20 protein-coding genes are annotated in these 25797 nt (G+C 44.3%); 19 read left to right on the forward strand and 1 reads right to left on the reverse strand.

The window, feature by feature from the left end:
- The 19 genes from ACZQK9_RS00815 to yihA all read left to right on the forward strand — a co-directional run.
- Positions 1–636 (forward strand): hypothetical protein (locus tag ACZQK9_RS00815; RefSeq protein WP_483269324.1); only part of this gene is annotated, 636 nt, incomplete at its 5' end.
- A gap of 55 nt (positions 637–691) precedes the next feature.
- On the forward strand, positions 692–3409 hold the full coding sequence (locus tag ACZQK9_RS00820; RefSeq protein ID WP_483269325.1) for a hypothetical protein: 2718 nt from the start codon (positions 692–694) through the stop codon (positions 3407–3409).
- Positions 3410–3517: 108 nt separating this feature from the next.
- Positions 3518–4519 (forward strand): rod shape-determining protein, encoded by a 1002-nt coding sequence (locus tag ACZQK9_RS00825; RefSeq protein ID WP_483269326.1) that lies wholly within the window; start codon positions 3518–3520, stop codon positions 4517–4519.
- Between the two features lie 63 nt (positions 4520–4582).
- Positions 4583–6565 carry a YgiQ family radical SAM protein gene (locus ACZQK9_RS00830; RefSeq protein ID WP_483269516.1) on the forward strand — a complete coding sequence of 661 codons (1983 nt, stop codon included), beginning with the start codon at positions 4583–4585 and terminating at the stop codon, positions 6563–6565.
- Positions 6566–6680: 115 nt separating this feature from the next.
- Complete coding sequence (locus tag ACZQK9_RS00835) at positions 6681–7865, forward strand: acetyl-CoA C-acetyltransferase (RefSeq protein ID WP_177987573.1); 1185 nt, start codon at positions 6681–6683, stop codon at positions 7863–7865.
- Between the two features lie 43 nt (positions 7866–7908).
- Positions 7909–8700 carry an enoyl-CoA hydratase-related protein gene (locus tag ACZQK9_RS00840; RefSeq protein WP_483269327.1) on the forward strand — a complete coding sequence of 264 codons (792 nt, stop codon included), beginning with the start codon at positions 7909–7911 and terminating at the stop codon, positions 8698–8700.
- Positions 8701–8740: 40 nt separating this feature from the next.
- Complete coding sequence (locus tag ACZQK9_RS00845) at positions 8741–9613, forward strand: 3-hydroxyacyl-CoA dehydrogenase family protein (RefSeq protein WP_177983616.1); 873 nt, start codon at positions 8741–8743, stop codon at positions 9611–9613.
- A gap of 76 nt (positions 9614–9689) precedes the next feature.
- Positions 9690–10856, forward strand: a complete 1167-nt coding sequence (locus ACZQK9_RS00850) for an acyl-CoA dehydrogenase (protein ID WP_177983615.1) — start codon at positions 9690–9692, stop codon at positions 10854–10856.
- 13 nt (positions 10857–10869) lie between these two features.
- On the forward strand, positions 10870–11649 hold the full coding sequence (locus ACZQK9_RS00855; protein ID WP_021986152.1) for an electron transfer flavoprotein subunit beta/FixA family protein: 780 nt from the start codon (positions 10870–10872) through the stop codon (positions 11647–11649).
- Between the two features lie 25 nt (positions 11650–11674).
- Positions 11675–12736 carry an electron transfer flavoprotein subunit alpha/FixB family protein gene (locus ACZQK9_RS00860; RefSeq protein WP_021986153.1) on the forward strand — a complete coding sequence of 354 codons (1062 nt, stop codon included), beginning with the start codon at positions 11675–11677 and terminating at the stop codon, positions 12734–12736.
- A gap of 146 nt (positions 12737–12882) precedes the next feature.
- On the forward strand, positions 12883–13596 hold the full coding sequence (locus ACZQK9_RS00865; RefSeq protein WP_483269328.1) for a YkgJ family cysteine cluster protein: 714 nt from the start codon (positions 12883–12885) through the stop codon (positions 13594–13596).
- Between the two features lie 328 nt (positions 13597–13924).
- Positions 13925–14626 carry a 5'-methylthioadenosine/adenosylhomocysteine nucleosidase gene (locus tag ACZQK9_RS00870; protein ID WP_483269329.1) on the forward strand — a complete coding sequence of 234 codons (702 nt, stop codon included), beginning with the start codon at positions 13925–13927 and terminating at the stop codon, positions 14624–14626.
- Between the two features lie 84 nt (positions 14627–14710).
- Positions 14711–15190: an S-ribosylhomocysteine lyase gene (locus tag ACZQK9_RS00875; protein ID WP_483269330.1), complete on the forward strand. Its 480-nt coding sequence runs from the start codon at positions 14711–14713 to the stop codon at positions 15188–15190.
- A gap of 115 nt (positions 15191–15305) precedes the next feature.
- On the forward strand, positions 15306–15524 hold the full coding sequence (locus ACZQK9_RS00880; RefSeq protein ID WP_483269331.1) for a hypothetical protein: 219 nt from the start codon (positions 15306–15308) through the stop codon (positions 15522–15524).
- Between the two features lie 209 nt (positions 15525–15733).
- Complete coding sequence (locus tag ACZQK9_RS00885) at positions 15734–21472, forward strand: Ig-like domain-containing protein (protein WP_483269332.1); 5739 nt, start codon at positions 15734–15736, stop codon at positions 21470–21472.
- Between the two features lie 80 nt (positions 21473–21552).
- A complete protein-coding gene (locus tag ACZQK9_RS00890) occupies positions 21553–21756 on the forward strand; it encodes an alpha/beta-type small acid-soluble spore protein (RefSeq protein ID WP_117780736.1) in 204 nt (67 codons plus the stop codon).
- A 212-nt stretch (positions 21757–21968) separates the two neighbouring features.
- Complete coding sequence (gene tig / locus ACZQK9_RS00895; protein WP_483269333.1) at positions 21969–23255, forward strand: trigger factor; 1287 nt, start codon at positions 21969–21971, stop codon at positions 23253–23255.
- A 35-nt stretch (positions 23256–23290) separates the two neighbouring features.
- Complete coding sequence (gene clpX, locus ACZQK9_RS00900) at positions 23291–24583, forward strand: ATP-dependent Clp protease ATP-binding subunit ClpX (protein WP_216506960.1); 1293 nt, start codon at positions 23291–23293, stop codon at positions 24581–24583.
- Entirely contained in the window at positions 24583–25182 is a 600-nt protein-coding gene (yihA, locus tag ACZQK9_RS00905) for a ribosome biogenesis GTP-binding protein YihA/YsxC (RefSeq protein WP_216506958.1), read from the forward strand. Before clpX ends, yihA begins: the two co-directional genes overlap by 1 nt.
- Here the strand turns inward: yihA and ACZQK9_RS00910 are convergent.
- Positions 25157–25675 (reverse strand): DUF4364 family protein, encoded by a 519-nt coding sequence (locus tag ACZQK9_RS00910; protein ID WP_021984260.1) that lies wholly within the window; start codon positions 25673–25675, stop codon positions 25157–25159. The genes yihA and ACZQK9_RS00910 overlap by 26 nt on opposite strands.
- Positions 25676–25797 lie beyond the last annotated feature (122 nt).

Below are 25797 nucleotides of genomic sequence, written 5' to 3' on the forward strand. Positions count from 1 at the left end.
CCGGAGATCGAGGAGACGGTGGAAGAAGCTGTCGAAGAAGAACCGGAGATTGAGGCAGAAGTCGAAGAGTCAGAGACAGTAGAACCGGAGCCGGAGATGGAGACTGAGCCAGAACCGGAGATCGAGGAGACGGTGGAAGAAGCTGTCGAAGAAGAACCGGAGATTGAGGCAGAAGTCGAAGAGTCAGAGACAGTAGAACCGGAGCCGGAGATGGAAACTGAGCCGGAACCGGAAAACGAGGAAACGGTGGAAGAACCGAAAGAGGAATTCCATGTAGCTCCGTTTACAACAAAACCGGAAAAAAAGAAGCTGGACTTTCCAGTATTTAAGTCATCGTTATTCCCAGATTACCATAAGGAAACGAAAATTGTTGAGAACAATTTTAACGTGATTATGGAAGAAGCACAGGATAAGATGACGGAAAACATGCGTAAAGAGGAGCAGATGCAGAGAGAGGCAGAAGCGTTACTTGCATCACTTGGAATCAGCATGGATGCTATATCAACAACACCGGAGGCTGAGAAGAGAGAAGAACAGCCCGCACAAAAAGGACCTTCACGAGATGAGTTAAAAGCATCTTTGAAGATAGATTCTGTTAAGAAGAATTTGCTGAAACGTGTGAAAGAATACAGATAATTCTTGACGAGAAGACATGACCGAGAGAAGGTATGACTGAAAGGAGGCAATGGGAGTGGCTATTGATCAAAGAGAAGCGTTGATTGCTGCGGTAAGAGCACAGGTAGAAAAGGAAAAAGCTGCCAAGGCTGCAAAACTGAAAAAAGAGCAGGAAGCAATGCAATTGTCTGGGGCTGCAGAGGCTGGAGAAGCTGCTGCGGACCACAATAAGCCAAAATACAAAACTCTGTCAGCGGAGGAACTTGCGAAAATCGAAGAGAAGAAACGTCGTAAGAAAGCTGCAGAACTTGGTATTAAATTGGAGGATGAGGAACCAGAAGAGACATCTGCAAAGGTGGGAGAGCCTGCAAAGGAAGAGCCAAAGAAAGCAAGTGATGAAGGACTTGGTATGAGTGTTGGCATTCAGGCAGATAAGTCTGGTAAAACTTTGGATAAACCAGCTGGTGGCGGACTTGGTGCGCCGGTGGAAGGAGGATTATCCGGAAGTAAAACAGAAAGCAAAGGACTTGGAGGATTGGGCGGCGGCCTTGGGGCTACAGAACCATCCGGCGGTCTTGGACTCAATATTGACATGGGTAACAAGCAGAAAGAGAATGCACCTGAGAAGAAAAAGGCTCAGGATGATGAAAAGGCAAGATTGCGTCCTACAAAGTTATCCGGTGACAGTGGCGATGTAAAAGTAATTGGTGGAGATGATGCAGAAGGTGAAGCATCATTTACAAAACAGGGAAATACAACTATTATTTCCGATGGCGTAGAATGGAAAGCACAGGAGAATAAGACAACCAAGGCTGATGCTGATGATATTATCAGCATCGTACCAAATCGGAGTACTCCTACCAATGATGTGAAGAGTATGTATGATCTTGGTGACGAGGATGAGGATGCTCTGGGTGCAGAGATATCAAAACTTGCGCAATATGGTGATGCTGAGAATAAGGCAGAGGAAGAAAAGAAGAAAGCGCAGGAAGAGAAGGCAAAGAAGGCAGCTGAGGCGGAGGCAGCCAAGAAAAAGGCAGCCATTGAGGAGGCTGAACGGAAGGAAGAAGCCAGAAGAAAGAAACTGAAAGAGGCAGAAGAAAAGGCAGCTGCACAGGAGCGCAGAATTGCAGAAGCAGCAGCCAGACAGCGTGCAGCTGCAGCCGCTGAGAAACGTGCAGCCGAGGAGGCACGCCTCAAGGCAGAAGAGGAAGAAAAACGTAAGAAAGCGGAAGAGGCACGTCTGAAAGCAGCCGAGGAAGCCCGCAAGAAAGCGGAAGAAGAGGCAAGAGCCAAGGCAAAGCAGGAAGCTTTGAAGAAGGCGGAAGAGGCAAAGAAGAAAGCCGAAGAAGCAAAGCGTATCTTAGAACAGGCACAGAAGGCAGAAGAAGAAGCAACAAAGCGTGCAGAAGAGAATCGGAAGCGTGCTGAGGAAGAAGCCAAGAAGAAAGCCGAAGCAGAAGCAAAGAAGAAAGCTGAGGAAGAAGCCAAGAAGAAAGCCGAAGCAGAAGCAAAGAAGAAGGCAGAGGCGGAAGCAAAGAAGAAGGCAGAGGCGGAAGCAAAGAAGAAGGCAGAGGCAGAGGCAAAGAAGAAAGCCGAAGAAGAAGCCCGTAAGAAAGCTGAGGAAGAAGCAAAGAAAGCAGCCGAAGAAGCCCGTAAGAAAGCTGAAGAGGCTATGCGTATCTTAGAAGAAGCAAAGAAGGCGGAAGAGGCAGCACTAAAGGCAGCTGAGGAAGCTCGTAAGAAGGCAGAGGCAGATGCAAAGAAGGCAGCCGAGGAAGCTGCAAAGGCAAAGGCTGAGGAAGAGAAACGTAAGAAGGCGGAAGAAGAAGCAAAGAAGAAGGCAGAGGCGGAAGCAAAGAAAAAGGCGGAAGAGGAAGCTAAGAAGAAGGCAGCTGAAGAACTTGCTGCAAAAGCTGAAGAAGAGGCTCGTAAGAAGGCAGCCGAGGAAGCTGCAAAGGCAGAGGCGGAAGCAAAGGCAAAGGCAGAGGAAGCCCGTAAGATTTTGGAGGCTGCGAAGAAAGCGGAAGAGGAAGCGTTGAAGGCGGCAGAACAGGCAGATACGATTCAGATCGATTTGACACAGCCGGCCGAAGAAGGAAAACTTCCACTTGCTGCATCTTATCTTGAGAAGTATACAAAGATGGAGAAATCCGGAAAGAGTCTTGTCGAGACATTCAATGCAATTACAGTTGACCAGAATAACCGTAATGTATGTATGATGGGTGATCATGGATTTGGTCTGACCTGTGTTGGCGAAGATTTTGCAAGAAGCTTCTATGATATGGGAATCTGCAAGGCAAAGACGATTGCAAAGATCAAGGCACAGGCATTGAACAAGGTAAAGCTTGCAGACGCGATGTCAAAACTTGCCGGCGGATGTATGGTTGTTGAAAACGCAGGCTTGATTGCACCAGACAAGATGACAGAGTTGATAAAGCTTACAGCTAAGGATGCAAATGATGTTGTAGTTATTCTGACGGGTGCAACTGAGTCTATCAATCGCTTGTTTGGCGCAACCGGAGAAGCAAAGAACAAGTTTGCACATCAGATCAATATGGAAGGCATTTCTACAAAGGATATGCTTGCAATTGCAAAAGGATATTTCAAGCAACAGGGCTTTAAGACAGATGATTCTGTAGAGGGTACTGTGAAGAACCTTCTGATGGCGATGGAGTCTGGAAATATCGATCGTATGCTCAAGGCTTGTGATGAGGCGATGTTGAAATGTGACGATCGTGAGAAGGCAAAGGGATCCAGTCGGAAATATTTACTAAGCGAAGATTTTAAATAATCGTTGAAAAAATAAGAGCCGATGCTTATAATTTAAGCATCGGCTTTTTGTGTAATAAGCTGATGGCAAGATGATAAATAAGAAACCAGAAGATAAGAGGTATAAAACGTGGTAAATATAGATATCGGTATAGATCTTGGAACATCGAACACGGTCATATACATAAAAGACAAGGGGATTGTGGTCAACCAGCCATCTGTGGTCGCATATGAAGCGAAGAGCAAAAAGATTATTGCGGTTGGAAATAAAGCGAAGAAGATGCTTGGAAAAACACCGGAGGATATCGAAGTAGCACGTCCAATTCGAAATGGTGTTATTTCCGATTATATTATGACGGAGCGTATGCTCAAGATCTATGTGAAATCAGCGATTGCAAAACGAAAGATCTGGGGGAAGCCAAACATTTGCGTCTGTGTACCAAGTGGTGTCACGGATGTACAGCGACGTGCAGCGTGTGACGCGGTATATCGTACCGGTGCAAAAAATGTGTATGTACTCGAAGAACCATTTGCAGCAGCTATCGGTGCAGGTGTGGATATTGAATCCGCGGTTGGTGCGATGGTTGTGGATATTGGCGCGGGAACGACAGATATCGCGATTGTTGCAAGAGGCGGCGTACAACAGAGCAGTTCTATCAAGATCGGTGGCGATGATTTTGATGAGGCAATCATCCGTTACATGCGCAAACGTCACAATGTGTTGCTTGGCGAAAGTTCTGCCGAGCAGTTGAAGAAGGACATTGGATCTGTATATCCACGGGAGCAGGATGCGATTGGATATGCACGTGGAAAGGAACTGGTACGTGGACTTCCAACAAAGATGGCTGTCAAATCATCTGAGATGATCGAGGCGTGTCAGGAGGAGACAGATCAGATTATGGATGCTATCCGTGTCATGCTGGAGGGAGCTCCGCCAGAGCTTGTTTCGGATATTTCCGAGCATGGTATTATTCTTGCCGGAGGCGGAAGCAAGATCTTCGGTATGGACAAGCTGATTATGGAAAGGATAGGTGTTCCGGTCGTGAATATCAAGAATCCGGATCAAGTTGTTGCGACAGGCGCCGGAACGGCGCATTATTATATCAAGGACGGAAGAACCTTGGAAGAGTAAAAGACAGGATAGAGATACGTGGAAAATAGGAAAATAACACTGCGTGAACATGACGTGGAATATATGTATGACGAGAGATTCCTTCCGCTCACGCAGAAGGAAATGCAATTAAGAGGCTGGGAACAGCCGGATTTTGTCTATGTGATAGGGGATGCTTATGTGGATCATCCATCTTTTGGACCGGCGATTATAAGCCGGGTGTTAGAGGCACATGGATATAAGGTGGCAATTATTTCGCAACCGGACTGGAAGGATGAAAACTCCATTGCTATTTATGGCAGACCGAGGCTTGCCTTTCTGGTGTGTGCGGGAAATATGGATTCGATGGTAAACCATTATACTGTCTCTAAAAAAAGACGGCATACGGACGCCTATACGCCGGGTGGAGAGATGGGAAAAAGACCGGATTATGCGACAGTCGTGTACTGCAATCTGATCCGGAAAAAATACAAGGATGCAGCAATCGTGGCAGGCGGCATTGAAGCAAGTCTGCGCCGGCTGGCTCATTATGATTACTGGTCGAACAAACTCAAACATTCGATTCTCGTTGATGCGCAGGCGGATATGGTAATCTATGGTATGGGTGAACATGCAATCGTGGAGATTGCAGATGCACTGGAAAGTGGTATCGACATCAAAGATTTAAGTTTTATTCATGGAACCGTCTACAAAGCAAGAAATCTGGAACATCTGTATGAAGACTATATTGAACTTCCATCGTATGATGCATTACAGGAAGATAAGTTAAATTATGCGAGAAGCTTCAAGATACAATATGATAACACTGACCATATCACCGCGAAGGTTCTAGTAGAAAAATACAAAGATTATCAATATGTGATCCAGAATCCGCCGGCAGATCCTTTGACGGAGCTGGAGATGGATGAGGTGTATGCACTTCCATATACGAAGACCTATCATCCGATTTATGAAGCACAAGGTGGAATTCCAGCGATATCGGAGATTAAATTTTCACTTGTCAGTAATCGTGGGTGCTTTGGCGGATGTAGTTTTTGTGCGCTTACATTCCATCAGGGGCGGACATTACAGACACGCAGTCATGCTTCTATTATAGAAGAAGCAAGGGAAATGACGAAAGATCCTGAGTTTAAGGGATATATCCATGACGTGGGTGGACCGACGGCAAATTTCCGGCAGCGAGCCTGTAAGAAACAGGAAAAATATGGCGTCTGTGCGAATCGGCAGTGCTTATTTCCGAAGCCTTGTCCGAACCTGATCGTGGACCATTCGGATTATCTGAAGCTGTTGCGGGAGCTTCGGAGTCTGCCGAAGGTAAAAAAAGTATTTATCCGTTCAGGTATCCGGTTTGATTATCTGATGGCGGACAAGGATGACACGTTCTTCCGGGAACTTTGCAAATATCATATCAGCGGACAGCTGAAAGTGGCACCGGAGCATATCTCGGATAAGGTGCTGATGAAACTTGGTAAACCGGAGAATGCAGTCTTTCAGGCATTTTGCAGGAAATACAAGCGGATCAATGAAGAACTTGGTTTAAAGCAGTACATGGTACCATATCTCATGTCATCGCATCCGGGTTCGACCCTGAAAGAAGCGGTGGAACTGGCAGAGTATCTGAGGGACTTAGGCTACATGCCGGAGCAGGTGCAGGATTTCTATCCGACACCATCCACGATATCGACCTGCATGTATTACACCGGTGTCGATCCGCGGACGATGGAAAAGGTGTATGTACCGAATTCGCCACATGAAAAGGCAATGCAGCGGGCCTTGATCCAGTATAGAAATCCGGATAATTATGATCTGGTGCATGAGGCACTTGTCAAAGCAGGGCGGACAGACTTGATTGGATTTGATAAAACTTGTCTGATCAAACCACGGAAGATGAAAAATGCTGTATATGAGAAAAAATCTCAACATGGGGCGCTGAATAAACAAACTGGAAACCGTTCGAATGTGCAACATAAAAATTCTGCCCAGAAGCAGGGACAAAATCAGAAGCCACAAATGAATACAAAAAATAAGAAAAGTATACGCAATGTACATAAAAAGAAACAAAAGTAAAGGTTTCTTTTATTGCGAAACCATGGAAATTATGATATTATCTATCTAGGCGTGTCGACATATGCATGATCGGCACAGATAGAAACAATAAAACGAAATGGAGGAAAATTTCATCATGGCAAAGAAAGTAGTTTTAGCTGGCGCATGTCGTACAGCAATCGGTACTATGGGTGGTGCTCTTTCGACAACACCGGCACCAGTGTTAGGTTCTATCGTAATCAAGGAGGCTCTGAACAGAGCAGGCGTTCCTGCAGATCAGGTCGATCATGTATATATGGGTTGCGTTATCCAGGCAGGTCTTGGACAGAACGTAGCTCGTCAGGCATCTCTGAAGGCTGGACTTCCTATCGAGACACCTGCTGTTACAGTAAACGTAGTTTGTGGTTCTGGTTTGAACTGTGTTAACATGGCAGCTCAGATGATTCAGGCTGGCGATGCTGATATCGTTGTAGCAGGTGGTATGGAGAACATGTCTATGGCTCCTTATGCAGCTATGAACGCTCGTTTTGGTTACAGAATGAACAACGGCAAGCTTGTTGATACAATGGTAAATGATGCTCTTTGGGATGCATTCAATGATTACCACATGATCAAGACAGCTGATAACATCTGTGAGCAGTGGGGACTGACTCGTGAAGAGCTTGATGTATTTGCAGCAAACAGCCAGCAGAAGGCAGCAGCAGCTCAGGAGTCTGGTGCATTTGACGCAGAGATCGTTCCAGTTATGGTTAAGAAGAAGAAAGAGACAATCGAGTTCAAGAAGGATGAGGGTCCTCGTCCTGGAACAACTGTTGAGACTCTGGCTAAGCTTCGTACAATCAACCCAGGCGGATTCGTTACAGCTGGTAACGCTTCTGGTATCAACGATGGTGCAGCAGCAATCGTTGTTATGTCTGAGGAGAAGGCGAAAGAGCTTGGAGTTAAGCCTATGGCTACATTCGTTGCAGGCGCACTTGCAGGTGTTGATCCTTCTATCATGGGTATCGGACCTGTTGCTTCTACAAAGAAGGTTATGGCTAAGACAGGCATGAAGATCGAAGACTTCGATATCATTGAGGCAAATGAGGCATTCGCTGCACAGTCAGTCGCAGTTGGTAAGGATCTTGGTATTGATACAGAGAAGCAGCTCAATCCAAACGGTGGTGCAATCGCACTTGGTCATCCGGTTGGAGCTTCCGGATGCCGTATCCTTGTTACATTGCTTCATGAGATGCAGGCAAGAGGCGCTAAGACAGGTCTTGCTACACTGTGTATCGGTGGTGGAATGGGCTGCTCTACAATCGTTAAGATTGAGGACTAATTGAGCCGCGTAACATATTTGGATATAGTTTAAGGAGATTAAGATGGAATTTATTACTTATGAGCAGGAAGGCTTTGTAGGCGTTGTTACAATCAACAGACCTAAGGCTTTGAATGCGTTGAATAGTCAGGTGTTGGATGAGCTTGAAGCTGCATTCGATGCAATTGATCTGGATACAACAAGAGCCGTAGTTCTTACAGGTGCTGGCGAGAAGTCATTTGTAGCAGGTGCTGATATCGCAGAGATGTCTACACTTACAAAGGCTGAGGGCGAAGCATTCGGTAAGAAGGGAAATGATGTATTCCGTAAGATTGAGACATTCCCGATCCCGGTAATCGCTGCAATCAACGGATTTGCACTTGGCGGTGGCTGTGAGATTTCTATGAGCTGTGATATCCGTATCTGTTCTGAGAATGCAGTATTCGGTCAGCCAGAGGTAGGTCTTGGTATCACACCTGGATTTGGTGGAACACAGAGACTCGCTCGTCTGGTAGGAGCCGGTATGGCAAAGCAGATGATCTACACAGCAAGAAATATTAAGGCTGATGAGGCATACAGAATCGGTCTTGTAAACGCTGTATATCCATTGGAAGAGCTTCTTCCGGCAGCTAAGAAGATGGCAGCAGGCATCGCAGCAAATGCTCCGATCGCTGTTAGAAACTGCAAGAAGGCAATCAACGATGGACTTCAGGTAGATATGGATCAGGCAATCGTGATCGAAGAGAAGCTCTTCGGTGACTGCTTCGAGACAGAAGACCAGAAGGCAGGTATGGGCAACTTCCTTGAGAAAGACAAGGAGAAGAAGTTAAAGGTTGTTCCTTTCCAGAACAAATAATAAACAGGTAAGTAATTAAAATTTTAAGGAGGAAATAAACATGAAGGTTGGCGTTATTGGTGCTGGTACCATGGGACAGGGCATTGCAAAGGCATTTGCTATGGTTGATGGTTACGAGGTTGCACTTTGCGACATCAAACAGGAGTGGGCCGAAGGCGGAAAGGATAAGATCGCTAAAGGCTATGCTAGACTTGTAGAAAAAGGAAAGATGACACAGGAGAAGGTAGATGCAATTCTTGCAAGCATCACACCTGGTCTGAAGGAAAATCTCTGTGCAGACTGCGATCTGATTGTAGAAGCTGCATTCGAGGATATGGGAGTTAAGAAGACAACATTTGCTGAGCTTGACAAGATTGCAAAGCCAGAGTGTATCTTCGCTTCTAATACATCTTCACTTTCTATCACAGAGATCGGAAATGGCCTTACACGTCCTATGATCGGTATGCATTTCTTCAATCCTGCTGACAGAATGAAGCTTGTTGAGGTTATCGCCGGTGTAAATACTCCACAGGAGACAGTTGATAAGATCATCAAGATCTCTGAGGAGATCGGTAAGACACCTGTACAGGTAAATGAGGCTGCTGGTTTCGTTGTAAACCGTATCCTTATCCCAATGATCAACGAAGCAGCTTTCATTAAGATGGAAGGTGTTTCTGATATCGCAGGTATTGATGCAGCTATGAAGCTTGGTGCAAATCACCCAATGGGACCGCTTGAGTTAGGTGATTTCGTAGGTCTGGATATCTGCCTTGCAATCATGGATGTTCTGTACAAGGAAACAGGCGACAGCAAGTATCGTGCATGTCCATTGCTTCGTAAGATGGTACGTGGTGGAAACCTCGGCTGTAAGACAGGCAAGGGATTCTACGTATACAACGCAGATCGTACAAAGACACCTGTTGACGCTCAGTAATAAGCGTACAATTTCCGCATGTGGCTGTTAGCCACGTGCGGGTGTAATAAACAATCTATTATGGAGGATAGAAAGAATGGATTTCACTTTAGACAAGAAGTATGAAATGGCGCAGACCCTGTTCAAGGATTTTGCGCAGAACGAAGTAAAGCCTCTTGCACAGGAAATTGATGAGCAACACAGATTTCCAAGAGAGACTGTAGACAAGATGGCAAAGTATGGTTTCTTAGGAATTCCTGTTTCTAAGGAATTAGGCGGACAGGGCTGTGATATTCTCACATATGCTATGTGCGTAGAAGAGCTTTCTAAGGTTTGTGGTACAACAGGTGTTATCGTATCTGCACATACATCTCTGTGTGTAGACCCGATCGTAACATTTGGTACACCAGAGCAGAAGGCAAAGTATGTTCCGGATCTTGCATCTGGTAAGAAGCTCGGTGCGTTCGGTCTGACAGAGCCAGGTGCCGGTACAGATGCACAGGGACAGCAGACAAAGGCAGTTCTTGATGGTGACGAGTGGGTATTGAACGGTTCTAAGTGCTTCATTACAAATGGTAAGGAAGCTGACGTATATATCGTTATCGCTGTTACAGGTATCATCGAGAAGCGTGGCAGAAAGATGAAAGAGATTTCTGCATTTATCGTAGAGAAGGGAACACCTGGATTTACATTTGGTACGAAGGAAAACAAGATGGGTATCTGTGGTTCTTCTACATATGAGTTGATCTTCACAGACTGCCGTATCCCTAAGGATGCACTTCTTGGACAGAAGGGCAAGGGCTTCAATATCGCTATGCACACACTCGATGGTGGTCGTATCGGTATCGCTGCTCAGGCTCTTGGTATCGCTGAGGGCGCTCTTGAGACAACTGTAAACTATGTAAAGGAAAGAAAGCAGTTTGGTAGATCAATTGCCCAGTTCCAGAATACACAGTTTGTACTTGCTGATCTTGCTACAAAGGTAGAGGCTGCTAAGCTTCTTGTATACAAGGCTGCAAGAAAGAAAGATGAGTATCAGAGTGGCGCTAAGGTTTCTTACTCTGTAGAGGCTGCTATGGCTAAGCTTTATGCTGCTGAGGTTGCTATGGAAGTAACAACAAAGTGTGTACAGCTTCATGGTGGTTATGGTTACATCAAGGAGTATGACGTTGAGCGTATGATGAGAGATGCTAAGATCACAGAGATCTACGAAGGTACTTCAGAAGTACAGCGTATGGTTATCTCAGCAAACTTGTTAAAGTAAGGAGGTACTTATCGTGAAAATTATCGTATGTATTAAGCAGGTACCTGATACAAAGGGTGGCGTACAGTTCAACCCGGATGGTACATTGAATAGAGGAGCAATGCTCACAATTATGAACCCGGATGATAAGGCTGGTCTTGAGGCAGCTCTTAGACTGAAGGATCAGTATGGCGCTGAGGTTACAGTTCTTACAATGGGACTTCCAAAGGCTGCAGATGTTCTTCAGGAAGCAATCGCTATGGGCGCTGACAAGGGTGTTCTTGTAACAGACCGTGTACTTGGTGGTGCTGATACCTGGGCAACATCTACAACAATCGCTGGTGCGATCAGAAAGCTTGACTATGATCTGATTATCACAGGCCGTCAGGCTATCGATGGTGATACAGCTCAGGTTGGTCCTCAGATCGCTGAGCACCTTGGACTTCCAGTTATCTCTTATGCACAGGAGATCAAGGTGGATGGAGACAGCGTAATCGTTAAGCGTCAGTATGACGATGGTTACCATATGGTAAAGGCTCAGATGCCATGTCTTATCACAGCACTTTCTGAATTAAATGATCCAAGATATATGACACCAGGTGGAATCTTCGATGCAGTAAACGCAGAGATCACAACTCTTGGTAGAGCAGATCTTGTAGATGTTGATGATTCAAACATCGGTCTGAACGGTTCTCCAACGAAGATCGCCAGAGCTTCTGACAAGGTTAAGAAGGGTCAGGGCGAGATGGCTCCGGAAGACGCAGATCCAGTAAGCTATATTGTTGGTAAACTGAAGGATAAGCATGTAATTTAATTAAAAAGGAAAAGTGGTGAATAAAATGGGAGCAATGAATGCAGAAGAATTAGCAAAGTACAAGGGCGTATTCGTCTTTGCACAGCAGGTAGATAATGTATTAAGCGGAATCTCTTTCGAGCTTGTTGGCGAAGGAAAGAGACTTGCAGAGAAGTTAGGCACAGAAGTAACAGCAGTATTGGTTGGTTCTGATGTTTCAGGACTTGTAGACGAGCTTGCTGCTTACGGTGCAGATAAGGTAATCGTAGTAGACGATCCAGAGTTGAAGAATTACAGAACTGAGCCATATGCACACGCACTTGCTTCAGTTATCAATGAGTTCAAGCCGGAAATCATGTTGGTTGGTGCAACAGCAATCGGTCGTGATCTTGGTCCTACAGTTTCAGCCAGAGTTCAGACAGGACTTACAGCTGACTGTACATTACTTGAGATCGGTGATTTCCCTGTTAACCCAATCCCAGGAAAAGAGCAGAAGCACAATCAGCTTCTTATGACTCGTCCAGCATTTGGTGGTAACACAATCGCTACAATCGCATGTCCAGACAACCGTCCTCAGATGGCTACTGTACGTCCAGGCGTTATGCAGAAGCTTGACAAGGTTGAGGGTGCAAAGGCTGAGGTTATCAACTACAACCCAGGTTTCACACCAAATAACAGATATGTAGAGATCCTTGAGATTTCTAAGGCTGTTTCAGACATCAAGGATATCATGGATGCAAAGATTCTTGTATCTGGTGGTCGTGGTGTTGGTTCTGCTGAGAACTTCAAGCTTTTGGAGGATCTTGCAGACGTACTTGGCGGACAGGTTTCATGCTCACGTGCCGTTGTAGATTCAGGCTGGAAGCCAAAGGAGCTTCAGGTTGGTCAGACAGGTAAGACTGTACGTCCACAGCTCTACTTCGCAATCGGTATCTCAGGAGCAATCCAGCATGTAGCTGGTATGGAAGAGTCTGATATCATTATTGCAATCAATAAGGATCCAGACGCTCCAATCTTTGATGTAGCTGACTATGGTGTTGTTGGTGATCTGAACAAGATCGTTCCAGCACTGACAGAGGCTATCAAGGCTGAGCTTGCTGCAAAGTAATCTGATTATTTGCGAAAGTAAATAGTAAATAAGAGTTTAGAACCACCGTGTATCGTAAGATATGCGGTGGTTTTTGTTATTGAAAATCACCTATAAACTATGCTATTATCGTTACGTGGAAAAAGTTACAGAAAAAGGAGTTGCAAATGATACGCGAATGTAGTCTGGAAGAGATATCCGATGGACGGACATACCGGGAAAATGATATGGTGAAGGCGGATACCGCTGGATGCGGTGGCTGTCATAAATGCTGCATGGGCATGGGTACGTCAATTATCTTAGATCCCTATGATATCTGGCTTCTGAAGAGTTTCTCAGAAGAAAAGAAGCTTACATTTGAACAGCTTCTTGCAACCGGAAATGTAGAGTTGAATATCGTAGATGGATTGATTCTGCCGAATCTCAGCATGAAAAAGGAACAGGATAGCTGCGCTTATCTTAACGACGAGGGACGATGTCAAATCCATGATATACGACCGGGCATCTGCCGGTTGTTTCCACTTGGAAGAGTCTATGATGCGAAAGGGGAGTTTTCCTATTTTCTGCAGACCGGTGAGTGTGAGAAGAATAATCTGGCGAAGATTAAGGTGAAAAAGTGGATTTCCATGCGTTGTCCGGAGAAAAATCGGGAATTTATCACAGCGTGGCACGCGCTTATACGTACAGCCGGACAGAAGATGGTGGAACATAAACAGAGCGGGCGTGGAGAGAAATTACAGGAACTTGCCATGTACATCCTGAACGAATTCTATGTTGCAGATCTGCCGGAAGCAGCCTACGATGATGCAGGAATCACAGCCATTTACGAAACATTATGCAATAAGATAGAAAATGCAAGAGAATCTCTTGAACATTTTTGAAATGATGAAGTAAATGCATAATTGCAAAATGCGATATGTGTATTTCCATATTTATAGTTTGAAATTCAAGAATATGCATATGTTTGGAACTTAGAATTACTTAATGTTCTGTGACATAAACAGAAATGATTGAACACGATGTTCAATCAAGCCGCCACTGAGCCATGGATGGCGAATTGGCGGCGGTTTCGTACGAAGTGATGGAGTGTATCGGAACATTTAGTAATTCTTAGTTCCAATACATCGCATAGGATTGAAGCTTAAACTATAAATATGGAAGATAGAAATACTTGAATTTGCAATTATATTTATTAAGGAGGAAAGAAAAATGCTCGGAATTATCGGCGCAATGGATGAAGAAGTTGCAAAATTAAAGGAAACCATGCAGGATGTTACAGTCGAGACAAAGGCATCTATGGAATTCTATAAAGGAACGATGAACGGCAAGGATGTCGTCGTTGTCCGCTCCGGAATCGGAAAGGTCAATGCGGGAATCTGCACACAGATTTTGTGCGACCTGTATCATGTCGATGCAGTGATCAATACAGGAATCGCAGGAAGCTTAAATGCGAAGATTGATATCGGTGATATCGTACTTTCGACCGATGCACTGCAGCATGATATGGATGCCACAGGCTTTGGTTATGAGCCGGGCGTAATTCCGCGGATGGAGACATCGACATTTGTTGCAGATGAGAAGCTGCGCAAGCTGGCGAAGGAATGCTGCGAGCGTGTGAACCCGGATATCCATGTATTTGAGGGACGCGTGGTCAGTGGTGATCAGTTTATCTCCGATAAGGCGAAAAAAGAATTTATTCTGGAGACATTTGCAGGCGACTGCACCGAGATGGAAGGCGCAGCAATTGCACAGGCTGCATACTTAAATCAGATTCCATTTCTGATCATCCGTGCGATTTCAGACAAGGCGGATGACAGTGCAACCGAAGATTATCCAACCTTTGAGGCGAAGGCAATCGCACACAGCGTGAAGCTCGTGCAGGCAATCGTTGCAGGATATGCGAATGCATAGAATAAGAGTTAATCTCATATGTGATTCCATGTATAAATAGAATCACATGTCGAATATAGAATCAATAAGAAAGCAGGTAAAATCATGGAAAAAATAGCAAGCTTTACAGTCAATCATCTGAATTTACTCCCAGGCGTATATGTGTCAAGAAAGGATAACGTCGGCGGAAATGTGATTACGACGTTTGATCTGCGTATGACAAGACCAAACTATGAGCCGGTGATGAATACGGCGGAGGTACATACGATAGAGCATCTGGCAGCAACATTTCTGCGGAATCATAAGGATTATGGCGATAAGATCATTTATTTTGGACCGATGGGATGCCGGACGGGATTCTATCTGATCTTGGCAGGCGAGTATGAGTCGAAGGATATCGTGCCATTGCTGAAAGAGCTTTATACATTTATGAGTGAGTTCGAGGGAGAAGTGCCGGGTGCGTGTGCGCGGGATTGCGGAAACTATCTCGACATGAACCTGCCAATGGCAAAATATCTGAGTAAGAAATATCTGACGGAAGTATTGGAGAATATTTCAGAGGAGAGACTCGTCTATCCGGAATAATTATCCACAATATCCACAAAATGCGCGTATTTGTTGCATTTTGTAAAATGTCTTGAAAATCCCATGCAAACCGCTTATCATCTTAGTATAAGGTAAGGATGGAAGGAGGATTTGCATGGGAGAAGAACAGGATATATCCAGGAAGATCGAGTATGAAAGCCTTGTCGAATATGATTCATTTCGCAACCCTTCGATTGTGGAAGAACAGCCGTTTTATTACAAAGGGATAAGCCGGAGTGAGTATGAGAAAGAACTTGCATATCTCAATCAGAATCTGCCATCATTTTACGATGGTTCGTATGTGCCGCTCTGGAAACAGTCGTGGTATCGGTAAGGAGCTTTGGCCAGCATCCGAAAGTACAAAATAAGTCATTATTTCTAAAACAACCCCAATATTTTGTGGAAAATTTCATAAAAAGTATTTGATTTTACATAGCAGTATGATACAATGAAGTATAATTGTGGACAGGTATAGTTTGACTTGAATTATTATGGAAAATGTATCGAGGATATAGAGAGTTTATAAGGTAGAGAGGTGTAACTATGAACTTGAAAGACAAGCTGGTAAGTAAATTATTGGATATTGGAAAGAAACACCGGATATTAGTTTATCCGATGCTTGCTTTGGTTGCGGTTGTAACTGCAATTTCACATGTCATCTGCTGGGGACGCGGAAATGGCAAGAAGATGGTCGCATCGATTATGGTTGTGGCTCTTCTGATCACACAGTCGATGTTCCTGACGTCATCCGCTGTAAATAATGGCGATGATGCAAACGCGGCACTGACGAATACCGCGACAGACGCAACCAGTGTGATGAATGGCGAGGATGGTGCAGACGATGCAGTTCAACTGCTTGATGAAAGCGGAAATGCCGATGCTGTAGACGACGGAACGACGGATGCAGGAACGGCCAATGTTACATACTATGCATATACAACCTCATCTCAGACAATTGCCGGTTTTTCAAAGGCTTGTGCAGTTGCAGACTCTATCATTACTTTGATGAACAATAAAGCAGAAATTCTGCAGGGCTTTGGTCTGGATGCAAATTATTTTACAACAGACGGAAATCTGTACAGTGATGCACAGTGTACAACTCAAATCGCTGGCAATCAGATGACAACGACAGAAAATGGAACCTATCAGGTATTTGTAAAGATCACAAGAACTGCATATACACTCGCATTTTCTGATTGTGGTGATCAGGGAGAGGTAGCAAGCGTTACGATACCGACGAATGAGACAGATACCGGTAATGTGGAACAGGGAATGTCATTTGCAGTACCGGGATCAGATGCTACCTATCATTTCTATAAGAGAGGATATAAGTATATCAGTCTTGGAGATAAGACGATTGGTCAGAATATCGAGGTGAAGTCTTCCGATGTTCGCACGAACACGATCACGGTGAAGGCAGGCTGGGAGCCGATTAAGGATATGAAGCTGACATACCAGTTGTATGATCCGTCGGTTGTCAGTGTACTTGGTCCGGTAAATGCAGCTGATGCGGTAGAAGAAAGTGCGCCGTTTGCATATGGTGATGTGGTATCTATCTTGTCTTTGGACGAAGCAGCTTATATCAATAACAAGGGATATTATTTTGCAGGCTGGAAGATCGAGGGCACTGATACGATTATTGATCCATCCCAGACAGCAACAATGGCTGCGACGATCGAGAGTGGACTGGTAAAAGAAACTGGTGAGCTAAAAGATGAAACAAATGTTGCGCCGGTTAAACTGATTGGTCAGTGGAAATATAAGGAAATTGAGTTGTATGTCGATGGCAATAAGGTGGATGGCAGTGATGCGGCTGTGACAGGCATGTACGGTACAGCCATGAACCATGTCATTACGGCAAAGTACAAGAAAGATGGCGCAGAGAGCGAGTCTATCCAGTTTACAAATGGTATGCAGGCAGTTACAACCGGACTGGGTACCTATGGACTTTCTGTAAATGAATCAGCAAACTCTTATACGATAACAGGTACACCGAACAATGTGACAACGGATGCACAGAGCTATACATTTACGGTCACAGATACAAACGACACAAACAAGACAGCAACCTTCAACCTTGTGTTTGCCGTTGAAAAGCTTCCGGTTATCATCGGTGAGGTCAAGGATGCTTCCACGGGAGGAACTTTGACAAAGGTATATGATAATTCGGATACCATTCAGGTGCAGACGACAGCGTCTGTCACTGCGCAGGATGGCAGTGTACCAGCGTGCATTACGAATGATGCAATTCAGGTGACATTTGATGCTGCAGCGAAGATGCTTGATACCGGAAGCGTGAAAGGCAAGGATGTCGGAACTGGAAAGACAATCCGTCTCACATCACCAAAGCTATCCGGAAATAATGCAAACTGCTATGAGCTACTGAATGTAGAAGAAGGGCACCTTGATGTAGCAAATGCAGCCAGCGTAACGAAGCGTACCCTGAACGTAGAGGTTGCATACGATATGGATTCTGTATTGTTTGGACAGGATAGTCCGGACTGTACACTGACGATCACAAATCCGGATAATATTGCACAGGGAAATAACAACGAAGAGCAGAATGCATATGCGGCAGATCCGAATGCATTTATGACAAGATATCTTGGATTGAATAATAAGGATGCATGGGAGACAAACCGTAAGGTTTACAGCAGTCCGGCAAATGCATATTATTATATCCGACCAACCTTTGCAAGCAACGGAAACTATGAGGTGGTTGTTGCAAATCCACCGAAATTTTCGGTAACAAGAGAAAGTTCTGACGGATATTTCACTGTCAAAGAGACAGCAGTCGGTGGATATTATCAAAGCTATACGATCGTGGCAACGAACGGATATGATATGGTTCGAATCCTGGGTGATGGCGAAGTGGATATCTCTGATACGATGACACGTGCGCAGGCAAAGGCGCTGTTCAAAAACCAGTCCGCAGGTATTACGGCGGATGGCACATACACGAACATCCGGTTCCAGCTGTATAATTCGACAACTGATGCAATCTCTGCTATCTATACGGTGAAAGACACAATCGTTGTAGATACGAAGATTCCGGTTTATGTAAGCCATACGGTAGAACCGGCAGGCTTTGTAAATCAGCTTGGATTTGGTACCTATTATCATTCGCAGGACAATGTCACAGGTATGACATTGACGGTTACATATCGTTCAGACGAAAGTCCTTGTGATTACCTGCATTATTATTTTGCGGGCGAGGATGCAGGCACTGTTTCGACGACAATGATGCAGACGAAGATGGTATCGAAAGGAAATGGTCTGTATGAGGCAAAACTTCTGGTAGGAAGTGGATATGCCGGACAGCTGGTTGTATGGGCAACCGATACGAAGCAGAAAGAGTCTGCACATACAAAGCTGGTATGTTATACGACGAATACAGATGCAAGTCTGACAGATAAATATTATGAGTGGATGGTTGAGGGAAACCCTCCAACTGCTGCGCTGAACGTGCAGGGAAATGAAGAAGCTGCTCTGACAGACAAGTGGTATAACACCTTGGATGCAGCAATCGCGGCAACGGATATTGACAGTGGACTGGATGCAGCGATATGGAGTATTGAGACACCAAGCACGACTGTGACGGCTACGACATCTGCGTATGGTGTCAATGTGACAAAGAATGCAAAGATTACAGATTATACATTCCACCAGATTATCACAGGTGGAGCATCAAATGATTACACGCCAGGCAAGTATTACATCTCGGCGGTTGTAAAGGATAATGCAGGCAATACGGTAAATGTGGAGAAGCAGGGACCATTCCTCTTCGATGGCATCAAGCCGGCAGTGACATTGTCTGATGATGGAGAAAGCCAGACGCAGTTCCAGTCTGATGTCACGATTAAAATGGAAGCGACAGAGGGTGAACTGGAAAGTGGTATTGACAGCATTGCGCTGTACAAGGACAGCACAGACAGTGAGCCGATCCAGACATGGTCGGCCTCCGGTGCGAAGAGCTGGACAGAAAGCTATGATGTAACAGAGAGTGGAACCTATATCTTGGTTGTAACGGATATCGCAGGCAATAAGTCTACCGAACAGGTAACCTACAGTCATATTTCTTCCGAGAGACCGGATAAGCCAAGCGTATCAATCACAAAGGGTGATAATGGAGCGATTGGAAATGCGGGCTGGCTGATCGAGGACAAGCCGAAGGTAACGATCAAATCGACAACGGAGACAAGTGATAAGGTTCCGGTCAAAACCTATTATAAAGTGATTTACACAGATGCAAGTGGAAAACACGAATCCTCTGATAGCTTTACAGGAGAAAACTACACATTTGCACTGGATGGACAGGGCGATGTGACGGTGGAAGCATGGGCAGTCAGCGAGGCGGGTTGTCAGAGTGATACCGCTTCCGAGGATGTAAAGGTTGATATTGAGGGACCGTCTGTGACGATTACAGATTCTGTGGTAGATGCAAGTGGTACAGTAACCATTAATTTTCAGGCCGTCGATCTGATTAGTGGAGTAAATGTTGATCAGGTGCTTGTGAATGGCAATGCAGTTGCTGTTACGGATACAGATGGTGTGTCAAAGGGAAGCTTCAAGGCAGATGGCAGTGCAACTTACACGATTGTTGCTTACGACAATGCAGGTAACAAGTCTGCAGAGGTAAGCTTTGAACCGCTTGGTCTGGAGGTAACACCGGTTACAGCCATCACAAATACGACAGCACATATCGAGGTACAGGTGATTCAGGGAACAAATCCGCTATCAAAGAGTCTGTGCTATATCGAATACAAGAAGGCAACTGAGACAAGCTATGATACTGTACTTGTCAATAAAACAGATACCGCACGTGGAATTGAAATGATTTACAATTTCAGCAAACTGACACCAGATACGGTATATAATTACCGCGTACATGCAGCAACTCTGAATTCTGCTGAGGAGCGTGTGATTGAAGGAAGCTTTAAGACACTGTCTGGCAATTCAACGACCACAGTCTACGGTACGGCAGCTTATAATGATTCATTGCCGGACGATGTGAAGGATAAGCCGATTTATATCAACCTGTACCGTGGCAATACCATTGTCGGCGGCGAGGTTGTAACAAGCGCAGAAAACACACGGTATATGTTTACGGGTGTATCCGATGGAACCTATCGTATCGTTGCAACAAACGGTACTCTGACGAAAGAAGCATCAGTAACGGTTACGGATGGAATGATCACATATCCAGAAACTTATTCGACAACCGGAGGAATCAACTTCGTACTTTCCGGTTTGTCTACGGACGTGATATTGGATGATGGCGATGTGGAGATTGCTGTGGATGGTCTTGATAAGATCTACAATAACAGCTACTACAAGGGAAATGTAACGGATGATGATCTGCGAATCGTTCAAAATGGTGGTCGGATCGACATTGCGCTGCATGCAAGCTATATTAAGGTAAACGATGTGACATCTGAAGAAAAGGGGATTTTCGCAGATAAGCTTGGCAGCCAGACAGAGATTGTTCGATATATCAAATTGTATATTGAGAAAAATGTTTATAATAAATACGGTAATTTGGAATATACACAGAATCTGACGAGACTGTATGAGCCAGTTACGATATCATTCCCATTGGAGGATCTGGCAGGCGAGAATATCAAGGTAGCTTCATTACATGCGGAAGGGCAAAATTATTCGTTCAAGAACTGGATAGACGCAAGTGAGGCTACACTTACACATGATTATGTTATTATTAATACAGATCGTTTTTCAACCTATGCGTTGTATCGTGTAACACAGCCAAAGACTTATACGGTTGTATGGAAGGATGGCGATGGTAATGTCTTAAAAACTGAGACAGTAGAAGAAGGTGCTTCTGCAACACCGCCGGAAGGTATACCGACCAAGACACCAACGAAGGATTACACATACACCTTCGAGGGCTGGGATCAGGATTATACAAATGTTACAAAAGACATGGTGATTCTTGCATGGTTCTATTCGGTAAAACAGGAAGAACCAACAACGGAACAGCCAGGAACGACGGAACAGCCTGGAACAACGGAACAACCGGGAACAACCGAGAAACCAGGAACATCAGAGCTGCCGAATACGGATGTGAAACCGGGCGATAATGGTAATGGCGCAAACGGCGGACAGAACACTACGAAGAATCCTGTGAAGTATACCTATATGGGTGCAGCCGGATCTCCACAGACGGGGGATGCAACACCAATCGTATTGCTTGTGTGCGCATTTGTATTTGCGGGCGTAGGAATCGTGGTTACGATCAAAAAGAAAAAAGTTTCTAAAAATTAACAGTCATAGTTCTTCGCATACCGAACATAATAAGAGTAAGACATACATGTCTTAATTCAAAAGTATGGAGGTAGAAAATTATGAAGAACTCAAACAACACAACAAGCGTACCAGAGGCTAAGGAAGCTATGAACAAGTTCAAGATGGAAGTAGCAAATGAGCTCGGTGTAAACCTGAAGCAGGGATACAACGGAGATCTTACTTCCCGTGAGAGCGGTTCAATCGGTGGCGAGATGGTCAGACAGATGATCAAGAAGCAGGAGCAGCAGATGTCTGGTAAGTAATCGGACTTATCAGATGGATATGCACTAAGTAAGACCAAGTAAGGGAGTTTGTTTCTATATCAGTGATAATGGGAAACATTATTGCATAAGATATAGAAACAAGCTCTTTTTTTGAGTAAATATATAGACTTGCGAAAAATCTTATGTTATAATGCAGAGAATAGTGCTTACAGTGGATAGTAGGCGTTGCAAGTTAAGGAGGAAAAAAACAAATGAGTTTAGCAGTAGAAAAATTAGACGGAAGCATGGCGAAATTGACAATTACAGTACCAGCCGAGGAGTTTACAAAGGCAATTACTTCTGCATACAATAAGCAGAAGAGTAAATTCTCTGTACCTGGATTCCGTAAGGGAAAAGTACCACAGGCATTCATCGAAAAAATGTACGGTGCTGCTATCTTTTATGAAGATGCTGCAAATCAGCTTATAAATGAGTATTATCCAAAAGAACTCGAAAACTGTGAGGAAGAGATTACATCCAATCCAGAGATCGATGTAACACAGATTGAGAAGGGTAAGGATTTTATCTTCACAGCAACTGTAGCTGTAAAGCCAGAGATCAAGATTGGTGATTACAAGGGTGTTGAGATCGAGAAGATTGATACAACTGTAACAGATGAAGATGTTATGGCAGAAATCCTGAAGGATCAGAAGGAAAACGGAAGAAAGATCGATGTAACAGACAGAGCAGCACAGATGGATGACGAAGTTACAATCAACTTCGAGGGCTTTGTAGATGATGTTGCATTTGAAGGTGGAAAGGGCGAGAACTACAAGCTCACACTTGGTTCACACTCCTTCATTGATACATTTGAGGATCAGATCGTTGGAAAGAATATTGGCGATAAGTTTGATGTAAACGTAACATTCCCGGAAGAGTATCATGTAGAAGAGCTGAAGGGCAAGCCAGCTGTATTTAAGGTAGAGCTTCTTGCAATCTCCGCACTGGAGCTTCCAGAGCTGGATGATGAGTTCGCAAGTGATGTATCTTCTTTCGAGACATTTGCTGAGTACAAGGAAGATAAGAAGAAGACATTGGAAGTAAAGAAGGAAGAGCAGGCAAAGCGCGAGAAGCAGTCTAAGGTAGTTGAGAAGATCGCTGAGACAGCTGAGGTAGAGATTCCGGAAGCAATGATCAAGTACAACCAGGAAAGAATCATGAATGAGATGTCTCAGAGAATGATGTATCAGGGACTTCAGATGGAACAGTATCTCCAGCTTATGGGAACAACAAAGGAAGAGTTCTTAGAGCGTGTAAAGCCGGATGCAATCGCAAGAATCAAGACAAGTCTTGTGCTTGAGGCAGTTGCAGCAGCAGAGAATATCGTTGCAAGTGATGAGGATGTAGATGCTGAGATCCAGGATATGGCTGCACAGTATCAGATGAAGCCAGAGGAACTCAAGGATATGATTGGTGCTCCGGAGATGGAGAATATCAAGAAGGATATCGCTTCCAGAAAGGCACTCGAATTCCTTGGCGAGAATTGTAAGGAAGTTTAATCAGAAAAGCTTCACTTAGTTAGGAGATAATTAGAATGGCAAATCGTTCAGACGATAAGAAAAAAGTAAGATGTTCGTTCTGTAACAAGTCACAGGAGCAGGTGCGCAAGCTGATTGCTGGTCCGAATGTATATATCTGTGATGAGTGTATTGAGATTTGTTCTGAGATCATACAGGATGAATTTGATAACGAGCCTTCTGACTCTGAGATCAATCTCTTGAAGCCGAAGGAAATCAAAGAATTCCTGGATGATTATGTCATTGGACAGGAACAGGCAAAGAAAGTACTTTCTGTGGCGGTGTACAATCACTATAAGCGTATTCTGGCGGAGAAAGATTTTGATGTCGAGCTTCAGAAGAGTAATATTATTATGATAGGACCTACGGGTTCCGGTAAGACATATCTGGCACAGACATTGGCAAAGCTTTTGAATGTTCCGTTTGCAATCGCAGATGCAACTGCTTTGACAGAGGCAGGATATGTCGGTGAAGATGTAGAGAATATCTTATTGAAGCTGATTCAGGCAGCCGATTATGATATTGAGCGTGCACAGCATGGAATTATCTATATTGATGAAATTGATAAGATCACGAAGAAATCAGAGAATGTATCGATTACACGTGATGTATCCGGTGAGGGTGTACAACAGGCACTTTTGAAGATTATCGAGGGTACTGTTGCTTCTGTGCCACCACAGGGTGGAAGAAAGCATCCACAGCAGGAGTTTATCCAGATTGATACAACGAATATTCTCTTTATCTGTGGTGGTGCATTTGAGGGCATGGAGAAGATTATCGATAACCGTATCGGTAAGAAGTCCATCGGATTTAATGCAGAGATTGCAGACCGTTCTTCAGACAAGAAGGTTGGCGAGATTTTAAAACAGGTATTGCCAGAGGATTTTGTAAAATATGGTCTGATTCCGGAGTTTATCGGACGTGTACCGGTCAGCGTTACGCTGGATTTGCTGGATGAGGATGCACTGGTACGGATTTTGTCAGAGCCGAAGAGTTCCATCTGCAAGCAGTATAAGAAGCTGTTTGAATTAGATGGTGTTGAACTGATCTTTGACGAGGATGCGCTTCGAGAGATTGCGAAGGAAGCTATGACAAGAAAGACAGGTGCGAGAGGATTGCGTGCAATCATCGAGAAGACGATCATGGAACAGATGTATGAGATTCCTTCCGATGATACCGTTGTCAGCTGTCGTATCACAAAGGATATGGTGGATGGCGTTGCAGGTCCGGTCATTGAGCGTTCAGACGAACCTAGAACGAAGAAAAACGCTTCCCGTAAGCGGATAAAGCAAGAGGATTCAATTGCGTAATGGTTATCAAATCAGCAGAATTAGAAACAGTATGCGGCATTACGAGTAAATTGCCGGAAAATACATTCCCGGAGATTGCTTTTGCGGGCAAATCGAATGTTGGAAAGTCTTCGCTGATTAATGGTTTACTGAACCGGAAATCGCTGGCGAGGACTTCGGCATCGCCCGGAAAGACACAGACGATCAATTTCTATAATATCAACAAGAATCTGTATTTTGTAGATCTGCCTGGTTATGGCTATGCGAAGGTATCGCAGGAGATCCGTAACAAATGGGGGAAGATGATCGAACGGTATCTGCATGCATCGTCGCAGTTAAAGGCGGTATTGCTTTTGATTGATATCCGGCATGCACCGGGAGAAAATGATGTAACGATGTATAACTGGATCGTGGCAAATGGATATGAGCCGGTTATCATAGCGACGAAGCTGGACAAGATCAAGCGGAGTCAGAAAGACAAGAACATAAAAGTGATTCGAGAGACGCTGGGATGTGGAAAAGAGACAAAAATAATCCCCTTCTCCGCTGTATCAAAACAGGGAAAAGAGGAGATTTGGAATCTGATTGAAGATTCTATTCAGACATCCACAGTTGATTGACAAGATATTCATAAATGCCGGAACTTTTGCTTCGCCAGTTGTTGCAAATAGTTTCGGCTTGTGATTTTGTAGGAACATCGAATTTCAGATCGATCAGGGTTTCCTTTCGATCCTTGATAATACACTGTACGGTGTACCAGTTTGAATCGTTGTAAAAGTAGTCCGCATAGATTTCGGACTCTTTTTTTACGTTGATACGTTCTGCTTTGAGGTATTCTAAGATATCCTCCTTGATGGCGTAAGGCAGACGGTTCTCGAAATAAGAGAGTGCCTCCTCCCCGGAGCTCGTGATTTTGTAATGAATCGTATCACGGATCGTGTCTGTGGAGATAAACTCGTCGTTGATCAGTTCGCTTAGGGATTCATGCAGATTGAATACACTGGTGTAATCCTTTCCAACGATAAAACCAGAGATCAGGGAGTTTGTCATTGTATAATCCGTGCGATCCAGCATATATAAAATCATTAATTTGTAAAGTAATAACCCTTCCATGATAGTTTCCTCCTATTGTGTCATTTTTACTTTACGCTACAAGAAAGTAAAAATCAAGAAAAAAAGCAAAATTAAAGGTTTACGTGCTTCAATAAGTGTGCTAAGATAAATTTAATCTTTCT

The sequence above is a fragment of the Wujia sp. genome, assembly GCF_056872695.1.